General features: G+C 73.2%; 27 protein-coding genes. 11 read left to right on the top strand and 16 right to left on the bottom strand.

The features are described from left to right. The first annotated feature begins 9 nt into the window (after positions 1-9). Both ACFYX3_RS07820 and ACFYX3_RS07815 read left to right on the top strand, forming a co-directional pair. Positions 10-1,545, top strand: coding sequence for a S8 family serine peptidase (locus ACFYX3_RS07820; RefSeq protein ID WP_389009362.1), 1,536 nt, complete (start codon positions 10-12; stop codon positions 1,543-1,545). 91 nt (positions 1,546-1,636) lie between these two features. Continuing rightward, a complete protein-coding gene (locus tag ACFYX3_RS07815; protein ID WP_389009359.1) occupies positions 1,637-2,950 on the top strand; it encodes a CoA transferase in 1,314 nt (437 codons plus the stop codon). 89 nt (positions 2,951-3,039) lie between these two features. Here ACFYX3_RS07815 and ACFYX3_RS07810 read toward each other — a convergent pair whose 3' ends face one another. The 8 genes from ACFYX3_RS07810 to ACFYX3_RS07775 all read right to left on the bottom strand — a co-directional run bounded on the left by ACFYX3_RS07810 (position 3,040) and on the right by ACFYX3_RS07775 (position 10,681). Beyond that, entirely contained in the window at positions 3,040-4,083 is a 1,044-nt protein-coding gene (locus tag ACFYX3_RS07810; protein WP_116161697.1) for a zinc-dependent alcohol dehydrogenase family protein, read from the bottom strand. An 18-nt stretch (positions 4,084-4,101) separates the two neighbouring features. After that, complete coding sequence (locus ACFYX3_RS07805) at positions 4,102-4,755, bottom strand: lysoplasmalogenase (protein WP_389009355.1); 654 nt, start codon at positions 4,753-4,755, stop codon at positions 4,102-4,104. Further along, entirely contained in the window at positions 4,752-5,630 is an 879-nt protein-coding gene (locus ACFYX3_RS07800) for a sterol desaturase family protein (protein ID WP_389009352.1), read from the bottom strand. Before ACFYX3_RS07800 ends, ACFYX3_RS07805 begins: the two co-directional genes overlap by 4 nt. 104 nt (positions 5,631-5,734) lie before the next feature. After that, positions 5,735-6,448: a VIT family protein gene (locus tag ACFYX3_RS07795; RefSeq protein ID WP_389009349.1), complete on the bottom strand. Its 714-nt coding sequence runs from the start codon at positions 6,446-6,448 to the stop codon at positions 5,735-5,737. 24 nt (positions 6,449-6,472) lie between these two features. Continuing rightward, positions 6,473-7,699, bottom strand: a complete 1,227-nt coding sequence (locus ACFYX3_RS07790) for an amidohydrolase family protein (RefSeq protein WP_389009346.1) — start codon at positions 7,697-7,699, stop codon at positions 6,473-6,475. Further along, complete coding sequence (locus ACFYX3_RS07785; RefSeq protein ID WP_389009343.1) at positions 7,696-8,988, bottom strand: amidohydrolase family protein; 1,293 nt, start codon at positions 8,986-8,988, stop codon at positions 7,696-7,698. The genes ACFYX3_RS07790 and ACFYX3_RS07785 overlap by 4 nt, the downstream gene beginning before the upstream one ends. Positions 8,989-8,999: 11 nt before the next feature. Beyond that, on the bottom strand, positions 9,000-9,884 hold the full coding sequence (locus ACFYX3_RS07780) for an SDR family NAD(P)-dependent oxidoreductase (RefSeq protein ID WP_376586222.1): 885 nt from the start codon (positions 9,882-9,884) through the stop codon (positions 9,000-9,002). Further along, positions 9,884-10,681: an acetoacetate decarboxylase family protein gene (locus tag ACFYX3_RS07775; protein WP_376586225.1), complete on the bottom strand. Its 798-nt coding sequence runs from the start codon at positions 10,679-10,681 to the stop codon at positions 9,884-9,886. The genes ACFYX3_RS07780 and ACFYX3_RS07775 overlap by 1 nt, the downstream gene beginning before the upstream one ends. Before the next feature lie 98 nt (positions 10,682-10,779). Between ACFYX3_RS07775 and ACFYX3_RS07770 the strand changes: the two genes are divergently transcribed. The 6 genes from ACFYX3_RS07770 to ACFYX3_RS07745 all read left to right on the top strand — a co-directional run bounded on the left by ACFYX3_RS07770 (position 10,780) and on the right by ACFYX3_RS07745 (position 16,192). Beyond that, on the top strand, positions 10,780-11,448 hold the full coding sequence (locus ACFYX3_RS07770; RefSeq protein ID WP_389009339.1) for a TetR/AcrR family transcriptional regulator: 669 nt from the start codon (positions 10,780-10,782) through the stop codon (positions 11,446-11,448). Positions 11,449-11,477: 29 nt separating this feature from the next. After that, complete coding sequence (locus tag ACFYX3_RS07765) at positions 11,478-12,419, top strand: DEDDh family exonuclease (protein ID WP_376586450.1); 942 nt, start codon at positions 11,478-11,480, stop codon at positions 12,417-12,419. A gap of 63 nt (positions 12,420-12,482) precedes the next feature. Further along, on the top strand, positions 12,483-12,716 hold the full coding sequence (locus ACFYX3_RS07760; protein WP_078905232.1) for a hypothetical protein: 234 nt from the start codon (positions 12,483-12,485) through the stop codon (positions 12,714-12,716). 81 nt (positions 12,717-12,797) lie between these two features. Then, positions 12,798-13,613, top strand: a complete 816-nt coding sequence (locus ACFYX3_RS07755) for an SURF1 family protein (RefSeq protein WP_389009336.1) — start codon at positions 12,798-12,800, stop codon at positions 13,611-13,613. Positions 13,614-13,647: 34 nt separating this feature from the next. Then, complete coding sequence (locus ACFYX3_RS07750; protein ID WP_389009333.1) at positions 13,648-15,432, top strand: glycoside hydrolase family 15 protein; 1,785 nt, start codon at positions 13,648-13,650, stop codon at positions 15,430-15,432. A gap of 4 nt (positions 15,433-15,436) precedes the next feature. After that, positions 15,437-16,192 (top strand): SDR family oxidoreductase, encoded by a 756-nt coding sequence (locus ACFYX3_RS07745; protein ID WP_389009331.1) that lies wholly within the window; start codon positions 15,437-15,439, stop codon positions 16,190-16,192. Between the two features lie 15 nt (positions 16,193-16,207). Here ACFYX3_RS07745 and amaP read toward each other — a convergent pair whose 3' ends face one another. The 5 genes from amaP to ACFYX3_RS07720 are packed head-to-tail and all read right to left on the bottom strand — an operon-like array spanning position 16,208 to position 18,518. Next, positions 16,208-16,795: an alkaline shock response membrane anchor protein AmaP gene (gene amaP, locus ACFYX3_RS07740; RefSeq protein WP_389009328.1), complete on the bottom strand. Its 588-nt coding sequence runs from the start codon at positions 16,793-16,795 to the stop codon at positions 16,208-16,210. Further along, positions 16,792-17,427 carry a DUF6286 domain-containing protein gene (locus ACFYX3_RS07735; RefSeq protein ID WP_389009325.1) on the bottom strand — a complete coding sequence of 212 codons (636 nt, stop codon included), beginning with the start codon at positions 17,425-17,427 and terminating at the stop codon, positions 16,792-16,794. Before ACFYX3_RS07735 ends, amaP begins: the two co-directional genes overlap by 4 nt. Further along, complete coding sequence (locus tag ACFYX3_RS07730; protein WP_376586246.1) at positions 17,424-17,792, bottom strand: Asp23/Gls24 family envelope stress response protein; 369 nt, start codon at positions 17,790-17,792, stop codon at positions 17,424-17,426. The genes ACFYX3_RS07735 and ACFYX3_RS07730 overlap by 4 nt, the downstream gene beginning before the upstream one ends. Positions 17,793-17,798: 6 nt before the next feature. Next, positions 17,799-17,990 (bottom strand): hypothetical protein, encoded by a 192-nt coding sequence (locus ACFYX3_RS07725; protein ID WP_116161682.1) that lies wholly within the window; start codon positions 17,988-17,990, stop codon positions 17,799-17,801. A 51-nt stretch (positions 17,991-18,041) separates the two neighbouring features. After that, positions 18,042-18,518 (bottom strand): Asp23/Gls24 family envelope stress response protein, encoded by a 477-nt coding sequence (locus tag ACFYX3_RS07720; RefSeq protein WP_382651304.1) that lies wholly within the window; start codon positions 18,516-18,518, stop codon positions 18,042-18,044. 93 nt (positions 18,519-18,611) lie between these two features. Here ACFYX3_RS07720 and ACFYX3_RS07715 point away from each other — a divergent pair, with 93 nt between their 5' ends. Beyond that, positions 18,612-19,247: a hypothetical protein gene (locus ACFYX3_RS07715; protein WP_389009320.1), complete on the top strand. Its 636-nt coding sequence runs from the start codon at positions 18,612-18,614 to the stop codon at positions 19,245-19,247. Positions 19,248-19,379: 132 nt separating this feature from the next. Here ACFYX3_RS07715 and ACFYX3_RS07710 read toward each other — a convergent pair whose 3' ends face one another. From ACFYX3_RS07710 to ACFYX3_RS07700, 3 genes are all read right to left on the bottom strand, one after another. After that, a complete protein-coding gene (locus ACFYX3_RS07710) occupies positions 19,380-20,180 on the bottom strand; it encodes an enoyl-CoA hydratase/isomerase family protein (protein WP_376586254.1) in 801 nt (266 codons plus the stop codon). Positions 20,181-20,313: 133 nt separating this feature from the next. Next, complete coding sequence (locus ACFYX3_RS07705) at positions 20,314-20,535, bottom strand: helix-turn-helix domain-containing protein (RefSeq protein WP_006123601.1); 222 nt, start codon at positions 20,533-20,535, stop codon at positions 20,314-20,316. A gap of 365 nt (positions 20,536-20,900) precedes the next feature. Then, on the bottom strand, positions 20,901-22,499 hold the full coding sequence (locus tag ACFYX3_RS07700; RefSeq protein WP_116161678.1) for an ABC-F family ATP-binding cassette domain-containing protein: 1,599 nt from the start codon (positions 22,497-22,499) through the stop codon (positions 20,901-20,903). 269 nt (positions 22,500-22,768) lie between these two features. Here ACFYX3_RS07700 and ACFYX3_RS07695 point away from each other — a divergent pair, with 269 nt between their 5' ends. Both ACFYX3_RS07695 and ACFYX3_RS07690 read left to right on the top strand, forming a co-directional pair. Beyond that, positions 22,769-23,659, top strand: a complete 891-nt coding sequence (locus tag ACFYX3_RS07695) for a neutral zinc metallopeptidase (protein ID WP_389009315.1) — start codon at positions 22,769-22,771, stop codon at positions 23,657-23,659. A gap of 58 nt (positions 23,660-23,717) precedes the next feature. Further along, positions 23,718-24,119 (top strand): VOC family protein, encoded by a 402-nt coding sequence (locus ACFYX3_RS07690; protein WP_389009312.1) that lies wholly within the window; start codon positions 23,718-23,720, stop codon positions 24,117-24,119. The last annotated feature ends 111 nt before the right edge of the window (positions 24,120-24,230 follow it).

Below are 24,230 nucleotides of genomic sequence, written 5' to 3'. Positions count from 1 at the left end.
GGAGAACCCATGGCTCATCTGGGATCGAGGCGCGGCCGAGCTCTCGCTCTGCCGGTCGGTCTCGCGCTCACGGCCTCGCTCGGCTTCCTTGCCCCCGGCGCCGCCTCCGCCGCGGAACTGAGCGACGCTCCGGCCACCGTGGCCGCTTTCAGCGGCCCGAAGCTCTCGTACGTCGTCAACATCGAGGGCGGCCGCTGGACCGCCGCCTCGGTGCGGAAGGCGATCGCCGCCGCCGGTGGCGAGGTGGTCATCTCGTACGACCAGATAGGCGTGATAGTCGTCCACTCGCAGAACCCCGAGTTCGCGAAGACGATCCGCCAGGCGGACGGCGTGGTGTCGGCCGGCTCGACCCGCACCGCCCCGCTCTCCGCCCAGTCCGACGACTCCGTCGACGAGGGCGCGCAGGCGCTGACCCCGGCCGAGATCAAGGCCGCCGCGGCCGCCGCGACGGACGGTCAGGACCCGATGGAGCCCCTGCAGTGGGACATGCCGGCGATCAAGGCCGACAAGGCCCACGCGAAGACGCTCGGCAGCAGCAAGGTCACCGTCGGCATCATCGACACGGGTGTCGATGACACCCACCCGGACCTGGCGCCGAACTTCGACGCCGCCGCCTCCGCCAACTGCGTGTCCGGCAAGCCGGACACCACCCCCGGCTCGTGGCGCCCCAAGAAGGGCGAGAGCGACCACGGCACGCACGTCGCGGGCACCATCGGCGCCGCCAAGAACGGCATCGGCATCACCGGTGTCGCGCCGGGCGTGAAGCTCGCCGGCATCAAGGTGTCGACCCCCGACGGCTTCTTCTACACCGAGGCCGTGGTCTGCGGCTTCGTGTGGGCGGCCGAGCACGGCGTCGACGTCACGAACAACAGCTACTACACCGACCCGTGGATGTTCGCCTGCAAGAACGACGAGGACCAGAAGGCCCTCATCGAGGCGGTCACCCGTGCCACCCGCTACGCGGAGAAGAAGGGCACGGTCAACGTCGCCGCGGCCGGCAACTCCAAGTTCGACCTGGCGGCCGACACGATCACGGACACGTCCAGCCCGAACGACACCACGGCGGTCACCCGTGACATCGACCCGACGGAGTGCTTCGACTACCCGTCGATGCTGCCGGGCGTCGTGACGGTCTCCGCGACCGGCGCCAAGAACCTCAAGGCGTCCTACTCCAACTACGGTCTCGGCGTGATCGACATCGCCGCTCCCGGCGGTGACCGCACCGAGTACCAGACCCCGGACGCCCCGGCGGTCAACGGCCGCATCCTGTCCACCACGGTCGACGGCGGCTACAACTACAAGGCCGGTACGTCGATGGCGTCCCCGCACGCCGCCGGTGTGCTCGCGCTGCTGAAGTCGACGCACCCGAACGCCAGCCCGGCGGCGCTGAAGGCGCTGCTGTACGCGCAGGCCGACGACCTCGCCTGCACCAACCCGTACGACATCGAGGGCGACGGCAAGATCGACGCCGTCTGCGAGGGCGGCAAGAACAAGAACGGCTTCTACGGAGCCGGTCTGATCGACGCGCTGGCCGCCGTGAAGTAAGCGGTACCCGTGCATGAGGGCCCTGGTGTGGTGCGCCACACCAGGGCCCTCTCCATGCCCACGGGGTGGCACTCAGTGCCACACTGCCGCCATGGACAACACAGTGCGTACAGGTACGGAGTCGCTGTGGTCGGCACTCGGCGGCGATCCCGCCCTCGTCGACCGCGTGGAGTACGGCGGGGTCTCCGGGCTGCTGCCCGCGCGGCTGCCCGTGATGGACCTGGCGCGCGCGACGGTCGCGGCCTGCTCGCTCGCCGCGGTGGAGCACGCGGGGCTGCCGGGGCCGGTGCGGGTGGACGACGGGGCCGTCGCCACCGCCTTCGTGAGCGAGCGTCATCTGCGGGTCGACGGGCGGGCGCCGGTGAACTTCGCGCCGCTGTCCCGGTTCTGGCGGGCGGCCGACGGATGGGTCCGTACGCACGCCAACTACCCGCATCACAGGGCGGCGTTGCTCGCGGCTCTGGGGGTACCGGATTCCGGCTCGGGCTCCGTGGAGGCCGTCGCGGCGGCGATCGGCGAGCGGAAGGCCGTCGAGGTCGAGACGGCGGTGTACGCGGCCGGGGGCCTGGCCGTCGCCCTGCGCACGCCCGAGGAGTGGGCGGCCGGCGAGCAGGGCCGGGAGGTGGCGGCGCGGCCGCTGCTGACCCGGGAGCGGCTCGACGAGGCCGCGCCGAGGCGGCGTCCGGGCGGCCCGCTGCGGGTCCTCGACCTGACCCGGGTGATCGCCGGGCCCGTCGCGACGCGGACGCTGGCCCTGCTCGGCGCGGACGTCCTGCGGATCGACCCGCCCGCCAACCCCGAACTGCCCGACCAGCACGCGGACACGGGCGTCGGCAAGCGGACGGTCGCGCTCGATCTCGACCGGGCGTCGGACCGGCGCGCCTTCGACGAACTCCTGGATTCCGCCGATGTGTTGGTCACGGGTTACCGGCCGGGGGCGCTCGACCGGTTCGACCTGGAGCGGCCCGGTCTGGTGACCGCCCGCCTCTCCGCCTGGGGCGACTACGGGCCCTGGGGCGAGCGGCGGGGCTTCGACTCCCTGGTGCAGGTGGCCACGGGGATCGCGGCGGTGGAGGGGTCGGCGGAGGAGCCGGGCGCGCTGCCGGCGCAGGCGCTGGACCACGGCACGGGGTATCTGCTGGCGGCGGCGGTGCTGCGGTCGCTGACGGAGCAGCGGGCGGAGGGCGGCAGCCGTCTCGTACGGCTCGCGCTGGCGCAGACGGGGCACTGGCTGAGCGGTTCGCTGCCGCGGTACGCGCCGGAGCGGTACCTCGCGGAGTCGGAGGGACCGCTCGGGCGGTTGCGGTACGCGATGTCGCCGGTCGCGTACGAGGGCGGGCCGGCCGGGTGGTCGCGCCCGCCGGGCGTCGCGGGGGCGGACGCGGCGGAGTGGGTCGGGGCCTGAGGGGCCCCGGGCCGGCTCCGTACGGGGTGGGCACCCGGGTGCCCACCCCACCCGTTCCGCTCCGGCGGAACGGGTGGGCACACAGGTGGTTACGGCTTGACCAGGACCTTCAGGGCCGTGCGGTCGTCCATCGCCTTGTAGCCCGACGGGACGCCGTCCAGGCCGACCGTCAGGTCGAAGACCGGGGACGGGTCGATCGCGCCGGAGAGGACGTCCGGGAGGAGCTCCGGGATGTAGGCGCGGACCGGGGCGACGCCGCCGCGCAGGGCGATGTTGCGGTCGAACATGACGGAGAGGTCGAGGCCGGTGCCGCTGCCGTGCGGGACGCCGACGTAGCCGATGGAGCCGCCGTCGCGGGTGATGCCGACGGCCGTGCGCATCGACTGCTCGGTGCCGACCGCCTCGATCACGGCGTGCGCGCCCTGCCCGCCGGTCAGCTCGCGGACGGCCGCCTCGGCGGCCTCGCCGCGCTCGGCGACGACGTCGGTGGCGCCGAAGGCGCGGGCGATGTCGGTACGGGCGGTGTGCCGGCCGAGCGCGATGATCCGCTCGGCGCCGAGCCGCTTCGCGGCGAGGACGCCGCAGAGGCCGACGGCCCCGTCGCCGACGACGGCGACCGTGGAGCCCTTCGTGACGCCCGCGCCGAGAGCCGCGTGGTGGCCGGTTCCCAGGACGTCGGAGAGGGCGAGCAGCGCGGTCAGGAGCCGGTCGTCGGAGGCGGCGTCGGCGGGGAGCTTGACGAGGGTGCCGTCGGCGAAGGGGACGCGGACGGCCTCGCCCTGGCCTCCGTCGGAGCCGACCGAGCCCCAGAAGCCGCCGCGCGGGCAGGAGGTCTGGAGGCCCTCGGCGCAGTACTCGCAGGTGCCGTCGGACCAGACGAAGGGGGCGACGACGAGGTCGCCGGCGGCGAAGCCGGTGACGTCGGAGCCGGCCGCCTCGACGATGCCGAGGAACTCGTGGCCGATGCGCTGGCCGGGCTGCCGGGCGGCCTCGCCGCGGTAGGCCCACAGGTCGCTGCCGCAGATGCAGGCGCGCAGGACCCTCAGGACGACGTCCGTGGGCTCCTGGATCACCGGGTCGGGCACGTCCTCCACGCGCATGTCGAACGGGGCGTGGATGGTGGTGGCGCGCATGGGGGGCGGTCCTTGCTGTCAGATGGTTGTACGACGTTCACCGTACATCGCGCGGAGCGCTCCCGCCGTCAGCAGGTACTGCGCCGCGATATAGGTCAGCATGACCCAGAAGTCCGGCGCCGGCAGCTGGGGCCACTCGGCGATGCCGGTGGCGATGAGGGTGTCGGACAGCAGGAAGAGGGCTCCGCCCAGGCCGGCCGCGAGCCCGAGGGCGCTGGAGCGGTACGCCATCGCGGCGAGCAGCAGCGAGTAGCCGGCGACGGGGATCCGCAGGTCGGCGGGGAGGTCGGGCCACAGGAGCGTGACGGTGCCGGCGAGCGCGGCCGCGTACAGGGCGCCGAGCGCCGGGGACGTACGCCTGCGTCCGAAGAGGACCAGGTAGCAGACGTGTCCGGCGGCGAAGGAGCCCATGCCGACGAGGAAGGCCCAGTCGGTGCCGGAGAGCAGGAAGACGTCGCCGCCCCAGCCGAGGAGGAGCGCGGCGGTGAGCAGCCGGGGCGCACCGAGGGTGGCGGCGTACGCGGCGAGCAGCGGCATCAGGAGCGGTTTGGCGACCTGGTGGCCGAGGTCGGCGCCGGCGAGCAGGGAGACCAGGTCGACGGCGGCGGCGAGTCCGAAGGCGGCGAGCAGTGCGCGGGAGGCGGTCGGGCGGGAGAGGGCGAGCGTGCTCATGCGGCGGCCTCCGTCGTGGCGGGCCGGTTCGTCCCGGCGGGCGGGGCGGGCTGCCAGCCGGGGCCGCGGAAGACGCGTCCCGCGCGCTCGCGCCAGCTGTGCGCGGCGCGCAGGTCGCGGGCGATGGCGGCGTACTCGTGGGTGGCGACGCGCAGCGGGTTGTAGGTCTCGATGTTCTTGGTGAGTCCGTAGACGGGCCGCTCGGTCTCGGCGATCCAGGAGCCGAACATCCGGTCCCAGACGATGAGGATGCCGCCGAAGTTCCGGTCCAGGTAGCCGCCCTGGGAGGCGTGGTGGACGCGGTGGTGCGAGGGCGTGTTGAGGACGTGCTCGAAGGGGCGGGGCAGCTTGTCGATGCGCTCGGTGTGGATCCAGAACTGGTAGACGAGGTTGACCGAGTAGCAGAAGGCGAGGGCCGCGGGGTGGACGCCGAGGGCGATCATCGGCAGGTAGAACGGCCAGCCCGTCACACCGGTCCACGGCTGGCGCAGAGCGGTGGAGAGGTTGAACTTCCGGCTGCTGTGGTGGACGACGTGGCAGGCCCAGAGGACGCGGACGACGTGGTGTCCCCGGTGCTGCCAGTAGTAGAGGAAGTCCTGGGCGAGCAGCATGAGCGGGATCGTCCACCAGAGGACGGGGACGCGGAGCGGGGTCAGCTCGTAGACGGCGGTGTAGATCGCGACCACGGGGATCTTCCACAGCGCGTCGAAGAAGAGGCTTCCCAGGCCCATGCCGATGCTGGTGGCGGCGTCCTTGGCCTCGTACCCGGCGGCGTCCTCGTCGGGGTGGATCCGGTGGACGACCATCTCCAGGACGGTGAGCAGGACGAACGCCGGTATGGACCAGAGCACGACATCGGGCGGGTTGGGCGGCATGCCGACGACGGTAGAGGCGGGGACCGGGCTCGGCTAGACGTGATTACTTACAAGTAAGTAAGACCGTCTGTCAGCAAGCTTTGGCACCTTCCGACAAGACGCCGCTAGACCCCGGCCGCGCCGAGCAGGGACCCCGCCGCGTAGGTGACCGCCATCGCGAGGGCGCCGCCCGCCACGTTGCGCAGGATCGCGGGGCCCGTGGGGGCGCTGCCGAGGCGGGCGCTCCACCAGCCGGTGAAGGCGAGGGCGGCGAGGACGGAGACGACCGTGACCCACAGGCGGGCGGAGGCCGGCGGGAGGACGATCGCGAGCAGCGGGAGCAGGGCGCCGACGGTGAAGGCGAGGAAGCTGGCGCCGGCCGCGTGCCAGGGGTTGGTGAGGTCGTCGGGGTCGATGCCGAGCTCCACGCGCGCGTGGGCCCGCAGCGCGTCGCGGGCGGTGAGCTGTTCGGCGGCCTCGCGGGCCACCTCGGGGGAGAGGCCGCGGGCGGCGAGCAGGCCGGTCAGTTCCGCCAGTTCCGCTTCCGGCTCTTCGCGCAGTTCGCGTTTCTCCTGGGCCAGCGCCGCCTTCTCCGAGTCGCGCTGGGTGGAGACGGAGACGTACTCCCCCGCCGCCATCGACATCGAGCCGGCGAGCAGCCCCGCCAGGCCGGCCGTGAGCAGGGCCGCCTGGGACTCGGTGGCGCCGGCGACGCCGACGACGAGGCCGGCGGTGGAGACGACGCCGTCGTTGGCTCCGAGCACGGCGGCCCGGAGCCAGTTGAGACGGGAGCCGAGGCCGCCGTCGTGGGCCTCGTCGTGTGCGGGGGCTTCGGTCACCCCTGGAGGGTCGCACCCGGTGGGTCACCAGACCCGGACCGACCCGCCCTTCGCGAAGGCCGGGCTGGTGGCGCCCGCCGGGACCTCCTTCAGGGGCTCGGCGATCTCGTCGACGGACGGGCCGTGGACGGCGGCGAGGCGGTCGAGGAGGGCGAGGTCGAAGCCGTAGACGCGGGCGGCGTTCCCGCCGACCATGGCGGCGACCTCCTCCCGGGGCAGTCCCGCGTAGGCGATGCGGAGGCCTTCCCGGGAGTACGGGGTGGTGCCCTCGTCGTGCGGGTAGTCGCTGCCCCACATGATCTTGTCGAGGCCGATCCGCTCGCGCAGCGGCACCTCGTGGGGGCGCATGAAGCTCGCGCCGACGAAGCAGTTGTCCCGCCAGACCTCGCCGGGGCCCTTGCCCATGGACTCGGCGAGGCCGGCGCCGAACTTGGACTCGGCGGTGGCGGCCCTCGTCGCGGCCGAGACCAGGCGCCCGTGGTAGTAGTCCAGCATGTCGAGCACGCCCGGGATCCAGCCCGAGCCCTGCTCGGTCAGGACCAGCTTGAGCCCCGGATGGCGCCGGAACGCGCCGCCGAAGATCAGGTGCCACAGGGCCCGGTGGGAGAACCAGGTGGTCTCCACCATGAACACCGCCCGGGCGGCCGGTTCGTCGCCCAGCGGCGGCGAGGCGGAGCCGCCGTGGTGGTTCACCGGGACGTCGAGCTCGGCGCAGACCGCCCAGATCGGGTCGTACGCCTCGGAGTACAGCTCCGGGACGGGCGAGCCCGGCGGGACGCCCGGCAGCAGGACGCCCCCGGTGAGCCCGGCCTCGCGGGTGCGGCGGATCTCCGCGACCGCCGCGTCCACGTCGTTGAGGAGGATCTGCGCCACGCCCGCCCTGCGCCCCGGGGCGTCCGCGCAGAAGTCGGCCAGCCAGCGGTTGTGCGCCTGGAGCCCGGCCCAGCGCCGCTCGTACTCGGCCCGGGTGGGCGGCTGGGCCATCAGGGAGGCCTTGGGGAAGAACGGCGGGATGGTGTTCGGGAAGACGACCTCGGCGACGATCCCGTCCGCTTCGAGCTCGCGCAGCCTGCGCTGCGAGTTCCAGTTGCGGTCGGCGGTGTCGGCGAGGAGGTCCTCGTACGGGTTGACATAGGCCGCCGCCCAGGCGTCGAAGTCGTCGTGGTGCTTCTTCTCCAGGTACGGCTTGTAGTCGAGGAGGTCGGCGCCGGCGTGGCAGTCGGCGGAGACGACGGTGTAGCGGTCGGTCACGGGTTCACCCCCAGGACCGGGAACTCGTGGTCGGTGAGCCAGTGCCGGCCGACCTCGCGCGAGCGGGCCCAGGAGGCTTCGACGGCGGTCTGGTCGGCGGGCTGGCCGAGGTCGGCGGGGGTGGGGCCGATCCGACGGGCTATCGGATCCAATATTTGGATATCGAATCCAAAGACCTCCGCGGCGGCGAGACCGAGCATCCGCCGGGTCTCCGCGACCGGGATGTCGTGGAACGTCTTCCGCAGCCACGCGCGCGTGTCCGGCCAGGTGCCCTCCGGGTGCGGGAAGTCCGAGCCCCACAGGATGTTGTCGACGCCGATCTCGTACCGCTGCGCCAGCTCGCGCCGCTTGGTGTTGGTGGCGCAGACGAAGACCTGCCGGTCCAGGTACTCGCTCGGCGGCCGCTTCAGCTCCGCGAACGGGGACAGCTTCTTGCCGCCGTGCGCGCCCAGATAGAGCCGGTCCATGAACCAGAGCAGGTTCGGCAGCCACCAGCAGCCGGACTCGGCGACCCCGAACCGCAGGCCCGGGTGGCGCTCGAAGACGCCCGACCAGAGCAGGAACCACAGCGGCCTGGCCGGCCAGAAGGTGACCTCGGAGACGTAGATCCCGAGGTGGTCGCCGTACTCCTCGCGCGGCGCCGCCCCGGAGTGGGTGACGACCGGCATGCCGGTCTCGGCGGCCGCCGCCCACACCGGGTCGTAACGCCGGTCGTGGTAGGGGGCCTTGTCCACCCACATGGAGGGGATCATCAGCGCGCCGAGGCCGGACTCCTTGGCCCGGTGGATCTCGGCGACGACCTCGCGGACGTCGGCGGTGACGGGCAGGAGGGCGACCCCGCAGTGCCGAGCCGGGTTCGCGGACACGAACTCGGCGAGCCAGCGGTTGTGGGCCTTCGCGCCGGCCATGCCGAGCTCCGGGTCCTGGTCGCCGGAGAGCCCGAGGCCGACGCCGAAGGGCGCGGCGGTCTGGCTGTCGACGGCGTCCGCGTCGGGGAAGACGACCTCGGCGGCCACCCCGTCGCCGTCGAGCTCCTTGATCCGCTGGGCGGGGTCCCAGCCGCCGCGCAGGCCTTCCTCGTTGTCGCGGAACCACTTGTCCGCGAAGGCCTCGTTGCGCACCCCGAGCCGGGTCATGGCCGCCCGGCGGGCCTCGCGCCCGGCGAGGAAGTCGTCGAAGTCCCGGTGGAAACGGGGGTCGAGATAGGGCCGGTACTCCTCGGTGGGCAGCCCGGCGTGGCAGTCGGAGGAGATGATCAGATACGGGTCCTCATGGCGCTCGTTGCTCATGGTGAAGCCCCTCAGTCGAGGATGAAGCTCTCCAGGTACGACGGGTTGGCGCGGTCGAGCATGGACCGCGAGCGCGCCGTGATCTGCCGGTCGCTGTGCTCGCTCTCCGGCAGCATCCAGAAGCGGTCGGCGCGGATGCCGTCGACGACGTGCTCGGCGACGTCCTCCACCGGCGTGAAGGTCACCTCGTGGCCGGCCTCCTTCATCGCGGCCTCGTACTGGTCGAGGCTGCGGTACGGGGTCCTGCGCGGCCGCTGCTTGGCGTACCGCTCGGGCCGGTTGCGGTGCGACTCCCACAGTCCGGTGCGGAGCATGTGCGGGCCCGGGAAGAGCACGGAGGCGCCCACGCGCGCGTGCTCGGCCTTCAGATGGGCGTAGAGCGACTCGGTCATGGTGACGACGGCCGCCTTGGTGACCGCGTACACGGAGGCGGTGGGCAGCGGGGCGATGCCGCCGTCGCCGGAGGAGGTGTTCACGACGTGGCCGGGTTCGCCGCCGGCGAGCATGCGCGGGACGAAGGCCTGGATGCCGTGGAAGACGCCCCAGACGTTGACGGAGAAGGCCCACTTCCAGTCGTTCGGCTCGTGCTCCCACATGCGGCCCTCGGCGCCGGAGCCGACGCCCGCGTTGTTGCAGAGGACGTGGACGGCGCCGAAGGTGTCGTACGCGGCGTCCGCGAACGCCCGGACCTCGTCGGGGTCCGAGACGTCGACCGTCCGGGCGAGGACCTGCGCCCCGCTCGCCATCAGCTCGTCGGCGGCCTCCTCCAGGGCGCCGCGCTCGACGTCCCCGAGGACGACGGCGAGGCCCTCGGCGGCGAAGCGGCGGGCCATCGCGAGCCCGATGCCGCTCGCCGCGCCCGTGACGACGGCGACCTGCCCCTCGCGCAGCTCCATCAGGCACTTCCTTCCGGGGGTCCGTCGAGGATCTGGAGCGGGTCGTCGTACCGCTGGTGGACGAAGGGCAGCAGGTCCCGGGCGGAGACGCGCTCGGCGACCGTGCCCTTCTGGTCGGTGGTCTTCTCGCCGATCGTGATCTCGACGAGCCGGCGCACGGGCAGGTCGGCGACCGGGTCGTACATGGACTCGCGCAGCACGACGTCGCCGGTGATCCGCTCCAGCCTCCGCACCTTCTCGTTGCGGACGCAGTGCACGAGGACGGGGTCCGCGTCGAAGCCGGTCCCCTCCACGCCGGGCAGGAACTTGAAGTAGAAGTCGGTCTTCTCGACGGGCTCCGGCAGCGGCAGCGGTCCGGAGACCGCCCCGCGCACCTCCACGAAGGCGATGCCGTGCCGGGCGAGGGCGGCGCGCACGACGAGGCCGTCGCGCTCGACCGTGACCTCGCCCAGTTTCTTCGGCTCGCCGAAGACCTCGCGCCCGCCGATCAGGGCCCGCTCGTGGGTCATCGGCATGACCAGCGGGTACCAGCCCTCGCGGTCGCCGTGGGCGGCGGCCACGGCCACCGAGCCGGCGCCGAGCGGATAGCCGGGCAGGTCGACCTTGCTGATGTTGGCGCGCACGAGGGGGCGCGCGGTGGGTTTCAGCGGGGGCGGCAGGACCGCCGCCACGACGTCCGGGTCGGTCTCCCAGACGGCGACCACGCCGGTGGACCAGATGTCGGGGAGCTTGGCGGACCGCTCGCGGGCCGCCGCCGCCTCCGCGTCGCTGCGCGCCCCGTACCGTACTCGTGCCATGACGTACCGCCCTTCGGGAACGTATCGGCCTGTAACACTGTTACACCGAGCACCCCGCAGGGTAAAGAGGGCTGCACGCAGAGGAGTTGGGGGAACCGATGGCACGCTCCGCGCTGACCCGCGACGAGGTCCTGGACACGGCGGCCGCCCTGGTGAGGGAGCACGGCCCGGACGCGCTCACGATGCGCCGGCTCGCCGCCGAGCTCGGCACCGCGGTCACCTCGATCTACTGGCACGTCGGCAACCGCGAGTCGCTCCTCGACGCGCTCGCCGCCCGCACCGTCGCCGACCTCGGCGCCATCCGGCCCCGGGGCGCGACCCCGGCCGAGCGGATGGTCTCGGTCGCCCGCGCGCTGCGCCGGGCGCTGCGCGAGCGCCCGCACCTGGTGGCGATGGTCCACGAGCGGGGGCTGACCGAGCGCATGTTCCTGCCGGCCCAGCGGGCCCTGGTGCACGAGGCGCACGCGGCGGGGCTGCGCGGGGCGGAGGCCGCCCGGGCCGTCCGCGCGGTGCAGTTCCAGGTCGTCGGCTACGTCCTGGTGGAGCGCAACCGCGAGCGGGCCCCCGCCCAGTCCCCCGCCGAGGAGGAGCTGTGGCGGGGCGAGGACGCCGAGGCCGACGGGCCCCTCGCCCGCGCGCTCGCCGCGCCGATCGACACCGAGCGGCTCTTCGCCGACTCCGTACGGGCTCTGGTGGACGGTCTGCTCGCGGGGGCCTCCGGGGGCACCGAGGACGGGAGTGTCGGTCGCGGGCCGTATTCTCATTAACCGTGCTTGACGACCGTACGACAGCAGCGATGTGGCCGGCCGCCTACCCGCAGGGGTACGCGGTGGTCGACGTGGAGACCACCGGACTCGCCCGTGACGACCGGATAGTGTCGGCTGCCGTCTACCGGCTGGACGCCCAGGGGAACGTCGAGGACCACTGGTACACCCTCGTCAACCCCGAGCGCGACCCCGGTCCGGTCTGGATCCACGGGCTGACCAGCGACGTCCTGGAGGGCGCGCCGCTCTTCCCGGAGATCGCGGCGGAGTTCGCGGCACGGCTGGACGGACGGGTGCTCGTCGCGCACAACGCGATGTTCGACTGGCAGATGATCGCCCGGGAGTACGCGCGCGCGGAGTCCGCGGCGCCGGTGCGCCAGCGGCTGTGCACGATCGCGCTCGCCAAGGAGCTGTCGCTGCCGCTGCCCAACCACAAGCTGGAGTCGCTCGCCGCGCACTTCGGTGTGGTGCAGCAGCGCGCGCACAACGCGCTCGACGACGCGCGGGTGCTCGCCGAGGCGTTCCGGCCGAGCCTGCACGCGGCGGCCGAGCGGAACGTCCGGCTGCCGCTCCTGGAGTGCCGGCCGCTCACCGAGTGGGCCTCGACGCCCGCGCAGCAGCGGATCGGCCACCAGTCCTCCTACCGGGCGGGCAGCTGGCGCCCCTCGCGGAAGCGGCCGCCGTGCCCGTACCCCAACCCCGGGCGCTACGAGTCGGACAAACCGCTCAAGCAGGGCATGCGGGTGGCCTTCTCCGGCGACACCTCCATCGACCGCGAGCTCCTGGAGGACCGCACCGTCGAGGCCGGCCTGCACGTCGCCACCAGCGTCTCCCGGCTGACCAGCCTCCTGGTCACCAACGACCCGGACTCCGTCACCTCCAAGACCCTCAAGGCCCGGTCCTTCGGCACCCCGGTCGTCGACGAGGCCGCCTACACCCAGCTCCTGCGGGACGTGACCCCGGCAGACGGGTGACAGCCCGGTCCCGGCGGGCGCGCCGCGCTGCGCGCGCCCGGCGGGCGCTCCACCCTGTGGCGCATGGCACGTTGTGAGGTCTGCGGAAACGATTACGGCATGTCCTTCGAGGTGCACGCGCAGGGCGCGGTGCACGTCTTCGACTGCTTCTCCTGCGCCATCCACCGCATGGCGCCCATCTGCGAGCACTGCCGGGTCCAGATCATCGGGCAGGGCGTCGAGGTCGAGGGCAGCTGGTACTGCGGCGGCCACTGCGCCCGCGCCGAGGGGAAGGTGGGCATCGTCGACAGGGTGTGAGGAAACGTTCCCGGGCGGGTGGCGCGAGCCACCCGAACCCCCCGTGCGTACACCCCGCAGCCCGAAAGGTACGGTCGTGGGGTGTACCGCTTCCTGTTGTCCCGGCAGTGGGTGATCCTCACCCTCGTCGCCCTCGTCCTCATCCCCACGATGATCGAGCTGGGCTTCTGGCAGTTCCACCGGCACGAAAGCCGGGTCGCCCAGAACACCCTGATCGCGGACAACCTCAAGACGAAGCCGCTCCCGGTCGAGCAGCTCACCTCCCCCGGTCACACCGTCCCGCGCGCCGACTACTGGCGCCGGGTCACCGCCACCGGCACCTTCGACACCGCCCACGAGGTGGTCGTCCGCCGCCGCACCTCCTCCGACGACCAGGTGGGCGTGCACGTCCTGACCCCGCTGGTCCTCCGCGACGGCCGGATCGTGCTGGTCAACCGCGGCTGGATCCCGGCCGCCGCCGACCAGCACGCCTTCCCTCCCGTGCCGCCCGCTCCCAAGGGCGAGGTCACCGTCACCGGCCGGCTCAAGGCCGACGAGACGACGGGCGCCAGCGGCATCAAGGACCTGAAGGGCCTGCCGGACCGCCAGGTCATGCTCATCAGCAGCCGGCAGCAGGCCGAGCTCATCGGCCGCGAGGTGCTCGGCGGCTACCTGGAGCAGAGCGCGCCCGACCCGGCCGGCGGCACCCCCGAGCTGATCCCCGAGCCGGACCACGACTCGATCGGCCCCCACATGGCGTACGCCGTGCAGTGGTGGCTCTTCGCCGCCGGCGTGCCCGTCGGCTGGGTGGTCCTGGTGCGCCGGGAGAAGCGCGACCGGGCGGCGCAGACCGCCTCAGGCGTCCCCGGATCCACCGAGCCGGACACGGCGGAGTCCGAGGCCGCTCCGGCCCGCTGATTGACCGTCGCCGCTTCCGGGAACAGCCCAAAGCGTGACGCAACGTATCGACGACTACGCCCTCATCGGCGATCTCCAGACCGCCGCGCTCATCGGCCGCGACGGGTCGGTCGACTGGCTGTGTCTGCCCCGCTTCGACTCCGCCGCCTGCTTCGCCGCCATCCTCGGCGACGAGAACAACGGCCACTGGACCATCGCGCCCAAAGGCGCCACCACCTGCTCCACCCGCCGCTACGCCGAGGACACCCTCGTCCTGGAGACCTACTGGGAGACCCGTACGGGCACCGTCAAGGTCATCGACTTCATGCCGCAGCGGGACAGGGCCCCCGACCTGATGCGGATCGTGGAGGGGGTCAGCGGCAGCGTCGAGATGGCCTCCGTGCTGCGGCTCCGCTTCGACTACGGCTCGATCGTGCCCTGGGTGCGCAGGGCCGACGGCCACCGGGTCGCCATCGCCGGTCCCGACTCGGTCTGGCTGCGCAGCGAGCCGCACGTGAAGACCTGGGGCCAACAGTTCTCCACCCAGTCCGCCTTCACCGTCGCCGCCGGCGAGAAGGTCGCCTTCGTCCTCACCTGGCACCCCTCGCACGAGCCGCGCCCCGAGCTCGTCGACCCCTTCGAGGCCCTGGAGCAGTGCCTCGCGGACTGGCGGGAGTGGACGGCCCGCTGCACCTACCGGGGCCCGTACCGGGCGGCCGTCGTGCGCTCCCTGATCACCCTCAAGGCGCTCACGTACGCCCCCACCGGCGGGATCATGGCCGCCCCCACCACCTCCCTGCCGGAGGAGCTCGGCGGCGTGCGGAACTGGGACTACCGCGCCTGCTGGCTGCGCGACTCCTCCCTCACCCTCGGCGCGCTGCTCGCCACCGGCTACGAGGAGGAGGCCTGCGCCTGGCGGGACTGGCTGCTGCGCTCGGTCGCGGGCGACCCCGCCGACCTGCAGATCATGTACGGACCCGCCGGGGAGCGCCGGCTGCCGGAGACCAGCCTGCCGTGGCTGCGCGGCTACGCCGACTCCTCGCCGGTACGCACCGGGAACGCCGCGGTGGACCAGTTCCAGCTCGACGTGTACGGCGAGGTCATGGACTCCCTCAGCCGCGCGCGTGAGGCCGGGATCCCGGCGGAGCGGCACGCCTGGAACATCCAGCTGAGCCTGCTCGGCTTCCTCGAGTCCACCTGGCGGGAGCCCGACGAGGGCCTGTGGGAGGTCCGCGGGCCGCGCCGCCACTTCACCCACTCGAAGGTCATGGCCTGGGTCGCCGCCGACCGGGCGGTGCGCACCCTGGAGGCCGACCCCTCGCTGCCGGGGAACGCGGACCGCTGGCGGGCGATGCGGGACGAGATCCACGCCCAGGTGTGCAAGCGGGCGTACGACCCCGAGCGGAACACCTTCACCCAGGCGTACGGCTCGACCGAGCTGGACGCCGCGACCCTCCTCATCCCCCAGGTCGGCTTCCTGCCGCCGGACGACCCGCGGGTGGTGGGGACCGTGGACGCCGTACGGGCGGAGCTGACGCACGGCGGCTTCCTGCGCCGCTACAGCCCCGACTCGACGGCCCTGGACGGGCTCCCCGGGCAGGAGGGCACCTTCCTGGTCTGCTCGTTCTGGCTGGCGGACGCGCTGCGGCTGACCGGCCGCGCCGAGGAGGCGCGCGAGCTCTTCGAGCGGCTCCTCACCCTCACCAACGACGTGGGGCTCCTCGCCGAGGAGTACGACCCGGTGGCGGGACGCCAGCTGGGGAACTACCCGCAGGCGTTCAGCCACATCGGCCTCGTGGGGACCGCTCTCGCCCTCGCCGCCGGGGACGCGGCAGGATAGGGGCATGGATCTTGGACTGAAGGACCGTGTGTACGTGGTGACCGGTGCGACGCGGGGGCTCGGCCGGGCCTCGGCCGAGGCGCTGCTCGCCGAGGGCGCGAAGGTGCTGATCACCGGGCGCGAGGAGAAGACCGTCGCCGACGCGGTGGCCGAGCTGGGCGAGGGCGCGGCCGGCGTCGCCGCCGACAACACCGACCTGGGGACCCCCGCCCGGCTGATCGCCGAGGCGCGGGCCCGCTTCGGCGGCTTCGACGGCATCCTGATCAGCGTCGGCGGCCCGGCGCCCGGCTTCGCGGCGGACAACACCGACGAGGAGTGGGCGGCCGCCTTCGACACGGTCTTCCTGGGGGCGGTACGGCTGGCCCGCGCGTCCGCCGAGATGCTCGGCGAGGGCGGGGTCATCGGCTTCGTCCTGTCCGGCTCCGTCCACGAGCCGATCCCCGGCCTGACCATCTCCAACGGACTGCGGCCGGGCCTGGCCGGCTTCGCCAAGTCCCTCGCCAACGACCTGGGCCCGCGCGGGATCCGGGTCGTCGGCCTGCTGCCGAGCCGCATCGACACCGACCGGGTCCGCTCCCTGGACGCGCTCTCCGGCGACGCGGACGCGGCCCGCGCGGCGAACGAGCTCACGATCCCGCTGCGCCGGTACGGCACCCCGGCGGAGTTCGGCCGCACGGCGGCCTTCGTGCTGTCGCCGGCCGCCTCGTACCTGACGGGTCTGATGCTGCCGGTGGACGGCGGGGCGCGCGCCGAGTTCTGACCCGCCGCCGGGTCCTCAGGCGACCCGGCGGGCGCGGTGCTTGACCGCGCGCAGGCGCGCCTCCGTGGGCAGCGCGGGCAGGCCCGTCGACGTACGGGCGTCGGCGAGCGCCCGGGTGCTGAGGGTGGTCAGGGCGGCGCCCGGGGAGGCGTGCGGCTCCAGGAGCAGCGCGATCCGGGTCCGGGGGGCGCCGCGGCGCCCCGTGAGGGCGACCTTGGCGCGGGCGACGCCGTCCTGTGCGGTGGCGTCCGCCTCCAGGACGCTCTCCAGGGCCCGGCCGCGCAGGACCGCCGCTTCGCCGTCGCCGGTGTCGACGAGGACCTCGGCGAGCCGGGCCCGCCGGAACTGGGCGAGCAGCCACCAGAGGGCGAGCAGGACGACGAGCCCGAGGACGGCGATGACCACCGGCCACCACCAGCTCTCGTCGCGCCAGTGCTGCCGTTCGGAGGTGGAGAGCAGCACGTCGTCGGGGCCCGACCAGGGCCACCAGGACGGTACGGGCAGGTCGAGGGCGGCGGCGAGGACCGCGCCGCCGACGACGACGAGGAGCAGCCCGGCGAGACCGAGCAGGGCGCGGTTGACGCGCCGCAGGACGACGGTCACTTGGCCTTCCCTTCCTTGCGGGGCGGCCTGGCCACCCGTACCGTCCGCGCGGGCGGGTGGGCGAGGCCGAGCTCGTCGACGCCGGTGGCGAGCACCGTCTCCACGTCGGCGCGGACCTCGTCGAGGGCCCGGAAGTGGGAGACCGCCCGGACGGCGACCTTGGCGCGGCCGACGCGCACCCGGACGGACTGGACCCCGGAGACCTCCATGACGCGGTCCCGCAGAGTGAAGGCGGCGGCCTTGCGGTCGAGCCCCGCCCGCACGTCGGTGTGCTCCCGGCGCATCGGGAGGATGCCGCGCAGCCCCGGGGTGGCGGCCAGGATCAGGAGCCAGAGACCGAGCACGACGGCGACGGCCGCGCCGACGACGACCGCCACGTCGTCCAGCGGCCGGGTCGCGAGCCCGTCGGCCAGCTTGCGCCGCCAGGCCATGGCGGGCCGGTCGGCCCGCACGGCGGCGACGTCGTAGAGCAGCAGCCCGGTCCCCCCGAGCACGACGGCCGCGAGGACGGCGGCGGGGATGCGACGCACGGCCCAGAAACGGCGGACGCGGGGGGCGGGGGCGTCGGTGGGGTCGGGGTCCGGCTCGGAGCCCGGGTGTGCGGAGGCGTCCGGTTCCGGGGTCGTGGTCATGCGAGGCGGCCCCTCGGGGTGGTGTGGCGGGTGTGGGCGGAGTGGAGGCGCTCGACGTGGACGTCCACCTCGTGGACCTCCAGGCCGACGAGGTCCTCCACGCGCGTGCGTACCCGGCTCCGGACGGCCCCGCACTGGCGGCCGACGTCGGACGGGTAGTCGAGGTCGAGGCTCACCGAGACGCGGGCGATCTCCCGGTGGACGACGACGGAGGCGTGCGGCTTCGACCCCCCTTCGGGGAGGGCGTCGAGGGCCTCCCTGGCCGCCTGAGCGGCGATCTTCGCGACGACGCGGTCGGCGACCGTGGTCGCCCCCCGGTCCCGCACCCCGTCCCGTACCGCGCCGTCCGCCAGATCCGTCACCACCTCCGGTCACCGCCGCCGGTCGCCGCGCTCGCGTCCCCGGAACAGATCGCCGGCCTCGAGGTCGCCGTCGAGGAAACGGCCCGCCACGAAGCCGATCGCCCCGAGGGCCGCGACCAGCAGAAACGCTCCGAAGCCGCCGAAGTATCCGGCGAAGCCGAGAGCCATGCCGGCCACCAGGCCGACCACCGCCATACTCATTCCGAGCCCCTTTCCCTGGCCCCCGGCACCTGTCGCCGGGGGCTGCGACGACTACTGGAGCCGGGGCTCCGACTCCTCTTCCTCTTCCTCGGGCAGCTTCACGTCGCTGACCGCGATGTTGACCTCGACGACCTCGAGGCCGGTCATCCGCTCCACGGCGGCGATGACGTTCTCCCTGACGTCTCCGGCGACATCGGCGATGGACACGCCGTAGTCGACGACGATCTCCAGGTCGAGCGCGGTCTGCACCTCGCCGACCTCGGCCTTGACCCCTCGGGTGACGCTCGCCTTGGCGCCGCCTCCACCGGGGACCCGGTCGCGGACGGCGCCGAAGGTCCGGGAGAGGCCGCTGCCCATGGCGTGGACGCCGACGACGTCACGCGCGGCGAGACCGGCGATCTTCTCCACGACACCGTCGGCGATCGTCGTCCGGCCCCGGGTCGCCGCGGCGCCGCCGCCCCGCTTGGTCACGGAGGTACGGCGCGGCTCGTCCGCCGCGGGGTCTCCGGAGTGAGTGGTGTCCGTCATAAGAGTGAGCCCCTTCTGTCATGTTTCGGGGTTACTCGCCCACATTAAGGGCGCTTGCCCCAATCCGCTCCGGGGATGCGGCAGGCTGGGGGAATGACGACGGCTGAGGGTTGGACGGCGGCGGTACGGGAGCGCCTCGCGCCGGGCAGGCTGCTGCCGCTCGGGGCGGCCGGGGACGGCGCGTGGATCACCGAGCGCGCGGCGCGCGGGATCCTCGTCCCGGCCGCCGCGGCGGTACGGGGGGTGGTGCCGGGCGAGCTCCGGGTCGGGCCCGACGACCAGGCGGAGCCCGGGGACCTGCGCATCACCGTGGACTTCGGGGCGGTGGCGGGCCGTCCGCTGCCGGAGCTGGCGGAGGAGCTGCGGGCGGCGCTGCTCGGGGCGGGGCGGGACGGTCTCGGGCTGCGGGTGACGGCGGTGGACCTGCGGGTGACGGAGCTGCTCGACGCGGAGCCGGCGGCGGCCGGACCGGCCGCTCCCCCGCCGGGGCGGCCCGCTCCGGCGACGGACGACCCGGTGGCCCTGGCGGTCCTGCGGGTCGAGGGCGTGGCGGGCGTGACGGACGCCTGGGGACCGCCGGTGCGCCGGGGCCCGGACGGGGTGCGGGTGGAACTGGCCGTGACGGCCGGGCACCGCCCGCTGGACGTGGCCCGCGCCGCCCGAAGCGCCGCGACCGCGGCCGCCGAGGAGGCGACCGCGGTCACGGTACTGGTGTCGGAACTGCGCTGAACGCGCGCGTGCGCCGCAGGGCGCGGCAGCCGGCGACCCGGCGCACGGACGCGCAGGCGATCCGCGCGCACAGGCCCGTCGGACGCGCCGGCCGGTCACCCGGAACGGTCACCCACCCGCGCGCCGCGCGCGTCAGTCGCCGAGGCCCGCCAGGTCGCGCAGGCGGCGGGCCTGGGCGGCGCGTTCGGCGGTGCGCTGCTCCTCGTAGGAGCGGCCGGAGGCGCCCTGGAGCAGCGCCTTGGTCTCGTTGACCGCGTCGCGCGGCGCCGCGAGCAGGGCGGCGCCGAGGTCCCGTACCGCCGCGTCGAGCTCCTCGGCGGGTACGGACAGGTTGGCGAGACCGATGCGCTCGGCCTCCTCCGCGTACACGAAGCGGCCGGTGGCGCAGATCTCCAGCGCGCGGGCGTAGCCGACGAGCGAGACGAGCGGGTGCGTCCCGGTCAGGTCCGGGACGAGGCCCAGGCTGGTCTCGCGCATGGCGAACTGCACGTCCTCGGCGACGACCCGCAGGTCGCAGGCGAGGGCGAGCTGGAAGCCCGCGCCGATGGCGTGGCCCTGGACGGCCGCGATCGACACGAGGTCGCTGCGGCGCCACCAGGTGAACGCCTCCTGGTACTCGGCGATGAGCGCGTCGAGGTCCGCGTCGGACCCGCGCGCCATCTCCAGGAAGGACGGCTCGCCGTCGAAGCCCTCGGGCGTGAACGCCTGCCGGTCGAGTCCGGCGGAGAAGGACTTGCCCTCGCCGCGCAGAACGACGACCCGCACGCTGCCGGGCAACGACCGGCCGGCTTCCGTCAACGCCCGCCACAGAGCGGGAGACTGGGCGTTGCGCTTCGCCGGATTGGTCAGGGTCACCGTGGCAACGGCGTCCTCGACGGTGAGCCGTACACCGTCCTTGTCGAATACGAGCTCAGAGTCGTCGAGCGTAGTCATGGGGGCGCCTCCGGTTCCGGTGCAGCACTGCATTCGAGATGCTAAGTGACTGCACAGTAACCACCCGGCCGACCGCAGGGCCGACCGGGTGCCCACCGGGAGGTCCCGGTGGGCCGGTCGAGCCGCCCCGATGTCAGGCCGAGGCCGCCTTCTTGCCCCGTGTCGCTCCGCCGCGTCCACGCAGCGTGACTCCGGACTCGCTCAGCATCCGGTGGACGAATCCGTAGGAGCGGCCGGTTTCCTCGGCCAGCGCCCGGATGCTCGCACCGGAGTCGTACTTCTTCTTCAGGTCTGCCGCGAGCTTGTCGCGCGCGGCGCCGGTCACCCGGCTGCCCTTCTTCAGAGTCTCGGCCACCCGTGCCTCCTCATGGGAAGTGCGCTCTGGACTTCTCATGATCACCCCTCCCGTCCGTCCTGGCCACCCATTCGACAAGGTCCGTCCCGTCGGGTTTGTGGACGAGTACGCCGTCATCACGAACGGAAGCCGGCATTCCGCACGACCGGCAGGGCGCCTCCGCACCGCATGATGCGGGAAGTGCCAGGTCAGCGCGGCTACGGGAACACACGTACGGCGCGGGTCTGCCGGAAGGATTCGGCAGAGCACCGCGCCGGGAGGTACGAGACATCCTCACTCAGATGAAGGATCACCCATGAGCCGAATGATCCAGCCCGAGATGATCATCCGGTGCTCCGAGGAGCCCCGGAGCACCGCTCGGAGGGTCAGGCGAGGGCGACCAGGTCCGCGTAGTCCGCGCCGTACAGGTCCTCGACGCCGTCCGGGAGCAGGATGATCCGCTCCGGGTCGAGCGCCTCCACGGCGCCCTCGTCGTGGGTGACGAGGACGACGGCGCCCTTGTACGTGCGCAGCGCGCCGAGGATCTCCTCGCGGCTGGCCGGGTCCAGGTTGTTGGTGGGCTCGTCGAGGAGCAGCACGTTCGCCGAGGAGACGACGAGGGTCGCGAGCGCGAGCCGGGTCTTCTCGCCGCCGGAGAGGACGCCGGCCGGCTTGTCGACGTCGTCGCCGGAGAAGAGGAAGGAGCCGAGCGTCTTGCGGACGTCGACGAGGTCGAGGTCGGGCGCGGCCGAGCGCATGTTCTCCAGGACGGTCCGCTCGGGGTCGAGGGTCTCGTGCTCCTGGGCGTAGTAGCCGAGCTTGAGGCCGTGGCCCGGGGTGACCTCGCCGGTGTCGGGCTGCTCGACGCCGCCGAGGAGGCGCAGCAGGGTCGTCTTGCCCGCGCCGTTGAGGCCGAGGATGACGACGCGCGAGCCCTTGTCGATCGCGAGGCTCACATCGGTGAAGATCTCGAGCGAGCCGTACGACTTGGAGAGGCCCTCGGCGGTCAGCGGGGTCTTGCCGCAGGGCGCCGGCTCGGGGAAGCGGAGCTTGGCGACCTTGTCGGAGGCGCGGACGGCCTCCAGGCCGGAGAGCAGGCGCTCGGCGCGCTTGGCCATGTTCTGCGCGGCGACGGTCTTGGTGGCCTTGGCACGCATCTTGTCGGCCTGCGAGTTGAGCGCGGCGGCCTTCTTCTCGGCGTTCTGACGCTCGCGCTTGCGGCGCTTCTCGTCGGCCTCGCGCTGCTGCTGGTAGAGCTTCCAGCCCATGTTGTAGACGTCGATCGTGGAGCGGTTGGCGTCCAGGTAGAAGACCTTGTTGACCACGGTCTCGACGAGGTCGACGTCGTGGGAGATGACGATGAAGCCGCCGCGGTAGGTCTTCAGGTAGTCGCGCAGCCAGACGATGGAGTCGGCGTCGAGGTGGTTGGTGGGCTCGTCGAGGAGCAGGGTGTCGGCGTCGGAGAAGAGGATCCGGGCGAGCTCGACGCGGCGGCGCTGACCGCCGGAGAGGGTGTGCAGCGGCTGGCCCATGACCCGGTCGGGCAGGCCGAGGGCGGCGGCGATGGTGGAGGCCTCGGCCTCGGCCGCGTACCCGCCCTTGGTCAGGAACTCGGTCTCCTGGCGCTCGTACTGCCGCAGCGCCTTGTCGCGGGTGGCGCCGGAGCCGGTGGCGATGCGCTCCTCGTTCATCCGCATCTTCTTGATGAGGACGTCGAGGCCGCGGGCGGAGAGGATGCGGTCGCGGGCCAGGACGTCGAGGTCACCGGTGCGCGGGTCCTGCGGGAGGTAGCCGACCTCGCCGGAGCGGGCGATGGAGCCGGCGGCGGGCTGGCCCTCGCCGGCGAGGCACTTGGTGAGCGTGGTCTTGCCCGCTCCGTTGCGGCCGACGAGGCCGATGCGGTCGCCCTTGGCGACGCGGAAGGAAGCGGACTCGATGAGGACTCGGGCGCCGGCGCGCAGCTCGATGCCGGAAGCGGTGATCACGGACAGACTCCAGGGCGGTGGGAAACGGCGGAAGGACGACTGGTGGCGGGCTTCGACGCCGCTAATGCACCCAAAGGAGAGTGGCCATGCGGCCAGTCTAACGGGCGTCTGCAACTGGTTTTCGGCCATGCGAGGGATGAGGGACGAAGCAGGATCTTTCTCACATTCGCGCTGATGCGCCGCAAAAGGGGCGGGGCGGTCTAGATCATTCGATACTCGGCGCAGGGCGGCGGCCACCGCCGCGACAGCGACGCGGAGGGTGGTGGACCGTGCAGTTCGACGACGACGCCGACCTGGACACCTCGGAGGTACGGGACGTCCGCGGCAGCCGCATCCCGGGCGGCAGGGCGACCGTCGGCGGCGGCGTCATCGGCCTCATCGCGCTGGTCCTCGGCGTGCTCTTCGGGGTGGGTCCCGACCAGCTCGGGCTCTCCTCCGGCGGTGACGCGCCGGTCGCGAGCTCCTCGTCGGCGGCCCAGGTGAACCAGAGCTGCAAGAAGGGCTCGGACGCCAACACGCGCCAGGACTGCCGGATCGTCGCCGTCGTCAACAGCGTCCAGGACTACTGGCGCAGCGAGTACCCGCGCCGGGGCGGGACGTACGGGAGCGCCGCCACCGTCATGTTCACCGACCGGGTCGGCACCGCGTGCGGCGCGGCGACCTCGGCGGTGGGGCCCTTCTACTGCCCCGGCGACCGCCAGGTCTATCTGGACCTCGGCTTCTTCGACGAGCTGCGGACCGAGTTCGGCTCGACGGGCGGGCCCTTCGCCCAGGCGTACGTGGTGGCGCACGAGTACGGGCATCACATCCAGAACCTGATGGGGACCCTGAGCCGCGCCCAGGACGGGCGGACGGGGGCGAACTCCAACGCCGTGCGGGTCGAGCTCCAGGCCGACTGCTACGCCGGGGTCTGGGCGCGGCACGCGACGGCCGCCCCCGACGAGAAGACGGGCCGGCCGCTGCTCACCCGGCTCACCGACGAGGACATCCGGGACGGCCTGGACGCGGCGGCGGCCGTGGGCGACGACCGGATCCAGGAGCGGTTCCAGGGCCGGGTGACGCCGGAGAACTGGACGCACGGCTCGGCGGCGCAGCGGCAGCAGTGGTTCTACGAGGGCTACAGGACGGGCGACATGGCCCGGTGCAACACCTTCCGCTGAGTTGTCAGTGGCGGCTGCGAGACTGAGATCCAGGTCACATCGAGAGGAAGTGATCGGGATGGCTGGGATCCCCGACATCTGTCCGGCGCTGCGGTACGAGGACGCGAAGGCCGCGATCGAGCAGCTCACGGAGGGCTTCGGTTTCACCACGCACGCCGTGTTCGAGGGCGAGGACGGCCGTGTGACGCACGCCGAGCTCTCCTGCGGGAACGGCATGGTGATGCTGGGCAGCAAGGGCAGTGGCAGCGCCTTCGACCGGCTGATGGCCGGGGGCGGCCCGGCCGCGGTGTACGTGCGCGTGGACGACGTCGACGAGCACCACGCCCGCGCGGTGGCGCGGGGCGTCGAGATCGTGATGCCGCCGACGGACCAGGAGTACGGCTCCCGGGACTACACGGCCCGGGACGCCGAGGGCAACGTGTGGAGCTTCGGCACGTACGCCCCCGGCGCGCCGGCGTAGACGCACCGCTCGGGGTCACGCTCCCCCGGCGCGCCGACGTGGACGTCCTCGGGGCGCGTGGGCCCCGAGGTCACGCCCGCCCCGGCGCGCCGGGGCGGGAACCCCCGGGCC

Source organism: Streptomyces sp. NPDC002463, from assembly GCF_042889835.1.
Taxonomy (GTDB): Bacteria; Actinomycetota; Actinomycetes; order Streptomycetales; family Streptomycetaceae; genus Streptomyces; species Streptomyces nymphaeiformis.
The sequence above is the reverse complement of the archived record's forward strand: the minus strand, read 5'-3'. Positions and strand labels throughout refer to the sequence as shown.

Bases quoted from the DNA above. Each gene is read 5' to 3' on its own strand.
- ACFYX3_RS07820 (WP_389009362.1), top strand. From the start codon at position 10: ATGGCTCATCTGGGATCGAGGCGCGGCCGAGCTCTCGCTCTGCCGGTC.
- ACFYX3_RS07815 (WP_389009359.1), top strand. From the start codon at position 1,637: ATGGACAACACAGTGCGTACAGGTACGGAGTCGCTGTGGTCGGCACTC.
- ACFYX3_RS07810 (WP_116161697.1), bottom strand. From the start codon at position 4,083: ATGCGCGCCACCACCATCCACGCCCCGTTCGACATGCGCGTGGAGGAC.
- ACFYX3_RS07805 (WP_389009355.1), bottom strand. From the start codon at position 4,755: ATGAGCACGCTCGCCCTCTCCCGCCCGACCGCCTCCCGCGCACTGCTC.
- ACFYX3_RS07800 (WP_389009352.1), bottom strand. From the start codon at position 5,630: ATGCCGCCCAACCCGCCCGATGTCGTGCTCTGGTCCATACCGGCGTTC.
- ACFYX3_RS07785 (WP_389009343.1), bottom strand. From the start codon at position 8,988: ATGAGCAACGAGCGCCATGAGGACCCGTATCTGATCATCTCCTCCGAC.
- ACFYX3_RS07780 (WP_376586222.1), bottom strand. From the start codon at position 9,884: ATGGAGCTGCGCGAGGGGCAGGTCGCCGTCGTCACGGGCGCGGCGAGC.
- ACFYX3_RS07775 (WP_376586225.1), bottom strand. From the start codon at position 10,681: ATGGCACGAGTACGGTACGGGGCGCGCAGCGACGCGGAGGCGGCGGCG.
- ACFYX3_RS07770 (WP_389009339.1), top strand. From the start codon at position 10,780: ATGGCACGCTCCGCGCTGACCCGCGACGAGGTCCTGGACACGGCGGCC.
- ACFYX3_RS07765 (WP_376586450.1), top strand. From the start codon at position 11,478: ATGTGGCCGGCCGCCTACCCGCAGGGGTACGCGGTGGTCGACGTGGAG.
- ACFYX3_RS07760 (WP_078905232.1), top strand. From the start codon at position 12,483: ATGGCACGTTGTGAGGTCTGCGGAAACGATTACGGCATGTCCTTCGAG.
- ACFYX3_RS07745 (WP_389009331.1), top strand. From the start codon at position 15,437: ATGGATCTTGGACTGAAGGACCGTGTGTACGTGGTGACCGGTGCGACG.
- ACFYX3_RS07735 (WP_389009325.1), bottom strand. From the start codon at position 17,427: ATGACCACGACCCCGGAACCGGACGCCTCCGCACACCCGGGCTCCGAG.
- ACFYX3_RS07725 (WP_116161682.1), bottom strand. From the start codon at position 17,990: ATGAGTATGGCGGTGGTCGGCCTGGTGGCCGGCATGGCTCTCGGCTTC.
- ACFYX3_RS07720 (WP_382651304.1), bottom strand. From the start codon at position 18,518: ATGACGGACACCACTCACTCCGGAGACCCCGCGGCGGACGAGCCGCGC.
- ACFYX3_RS07715 (WP_389009320.1), top strand. From the start codon at position 18,612: ATGACGACGGCTGAGGGTTGGACGGCGGCGGTACGGGAGCGCCTCGCG.
- ACFYX3_RS07710 (WP_376586254.1), bottom strand. From the start codon at position 20,180: ATGACTACGCTCGACGACTCTGAGCTCGTATTCGACAAGGACGGTGTA.
- ACFYX3_RS07690 (WP_389009312.1), top strand. From the start codon at position 23,718: ATGGCTGGGATCCCCGACATCTGTCCGGCGCTGCGGTACGAGGACGCG.